Below are 2141 nucleotides of genomic sequence, written 5' to 3'. Positions count from 1 at the left end.
CCCGCCCGCCCGGCGCCCGCACCCGACGAGATCCGCGGGGGAGGGGACCACAGGCTGTTCTGGTCGCTGTCGTTCGCCCTGACGGCCGGCACCTGGCAGGCAGTCGGCGGCTTCTGCGAGGAGTACGAGGGGTACGGCGGGGAGGACACGGACTACGGCCAGCGGGCCCGTGCGGCCGGTGTCGGGCTCACCTGGGTGGGCGGCGCGCCGGCCTTCCACCAGCACCACCCGACCTCCAGTCCGCCGGTGGAGCACCTCGACGACATCCTCCGCAACGCGGAGATCTTCCACCGCCGCTGGGGCTGGTGGCCCATGAGCGGCTGGCTCGACGAGTTCGCCGCCGGCGGACTGATCCACTGGAACCGCTCCACAGCCCGCTGGGAGCGCGATCCGGCGCCCGGAGCCGGACCGTGAACTCCTTCGCCCTCGCACCCGGGAAGGAGTGACGTCCGCTCCCCGCGGTGCGTTCGGCGGCGTTCCGCCGTTCCGGACGGGTCACGGCTCGCCCGGAAGGGGGGACAACCGCGCGTACGACNNGGACCGAAGACCGCGCCGCGCAGCTCGTCCGCGTCCTCCCCGAGCCCGGCGAAGTTGACGTACGTCCCGCCGCTCGAGAACGGCCTCAGCGCGTCCCACGCCGAACGCGCCCACCCGATCGCGGCCCCGTCCAGCGCCGGGTCCCGCCAGCCCGCGTCGACGCTCACGTTGTAGCGCGCGGACCGGTGCGCGAACGCGCTGTCGTCGGGGGCGACGCGCGCCACGGCGCCGCCCAGGGTGCGCACCACGATCAGGCTCTCCGGAGTCGGCCTCCGGGAGTGCCACTCCACCAGGGTCTTGATGGCCTCGTCGCTCAGCTCGTCCATGAAGTGCGACTTCATGAAGTAGCGTTCGCCGTCGGGGAACCGCCAGGTGTTCGCGCTCTGCAGCGCGACGTAGGGAACGGTTCCGCTCAGGTCCATGAGCGGCGGCCCCAGTTCGCGTTGCGGTGCCAGCGCGGCGGCCGCGGCGTCGCCCGGCGGGCCCCCGTACACGGCGCCGACCATCACGCAGTCGGACCGGTGCAGTTCCCGCGGGACCGCGGGGTCCGCGGGGATGCTCCAGAGCAGGAGTTCCGGGGTGACCGTCTCCGGCGCGGAGTACGTCGCGTCCCGCCAGGCCCGCAGCACTTCCTCGGCGCGTTCGTAGGGGTGGAGGACCAGCACACCGGCCACCTCGGGCCCGAGCGGGTGGAGGCCGAACTCGAACGACGTGACCACTCCGAGCCCCCGGCCCCCGCCGCGCGCCGCCCAGAACAGCTCGGGTTCCTCCTCCCGGCTCACCGCGCGTACCGCACCGTCCGCGGTGACGATCTCGAGCGAGCGGACGTTGTCGCAGCTCAGGCCGAACGTCCGCATCACGAAGCCGAAGCCGCCGCCGAGCGTGAGACCGGCGATTCCGGTGGCCGAGATCTCCCCGCCCGGCGCGGCCAGGGCGTGCAGCTGGGTCTCACGGTCGAACTCACCCCAGGTCACGCCCGCCTGGGCCCGCGCGGTGCGGGCGGCGGGGTCGACGTGCACGCCCTTCATGTGCGACAGGTCGATCACCAGTCCGTCGTCGCACACCCCGCTGCCCGCCACCTGGTGTCCGCCCCCGCGGATGCTGACGAGGGGGCGGTGCTCGCGCGCGACCCGTACCGCCTCGACCACGTCCGCCGTACCGGCGCACCGGGCGATGAGCGCCGGGCGGCGGTCGATCAGCCCGTTCCACACACGCCTGGCCTCGTCGTAGCCGGGGTGCCCGGGGTCGATCACCTCGCCCCGGAGCGAGGAGCGGAGCTCGTCCGACAGTGCCCGGGCAGCGGTGCCCGGAAGTACCGCTCCTGGATTGTCCGGCATGTGCGTCACCTTCTTCGGGGTGCGCTGCTCGCTGCCGCCGTACCGTTTCACGCTAGTCCGGGGTGTCCGGGCCCGCATGCCGTCCCGACGGCCGCCCCGCCCGCCGCCCCGCCCGCCGCCGGGCCGGCATGCGGGCCCGCTGTGCGGCCCCGCGGCCCCGGCGCTCCACCGCGCTCCGTCCGGGGCCCGAAGGCGGCGACCTGCCGCGGAGCGGGACGCGACCGGACCCAACTCGTGATCGTCCGCCTCTGTCCCGCCCCGGCCGGG

2 protein-coding genes are annotated in these 2141 nt (G+C 74.7%); one reads left to right on the top strand and one right to left on the bottom strand.

What is annotated here, in order from left to right; genetic code table 11:
- The coding region (locus tag AOK18_RS31545; RefSeq protein WP_240503358.1) for a glycosyltransferase family 2 protein at window positions 1-414 on the top strand (414 nt) is incomplete at its 5' end.
- A gap of 123 nt (window positions 415-537) precedes the next feature.
- On the opposite strand, the gene AOK18_RS29060 is transcribed toward AOK18_RS31545, so the two are convergent.
- Window positions 538-1925 (bottom strand): FAD-binding oxidoreductase (locus AOK18_RS29060; protein ID WP_240503357.1); only part of this gene is annotated, 1388 nt, incomplete at its 3' end.
- Between the last annotated feature and the right edge of the window lie 216 nt (window positions 1926-2141).

Origin of the sequence: Streptomyces prasinopilosus (genome assembly GCF_001419695.1) — a bacterium.
GTDB classification, from domain to species: Bacteria; Actinomycetota; Actinomycetes; order Streptomycetales; family Streptomycetaceae; genus Streptomyces; species Streptomyces prasinopilosus.
The sequence above is the reverse complement of the archived record's forward strand: the minus strand, read 5'-3'. Positions and strand labels throughout refer to the sequence as shown.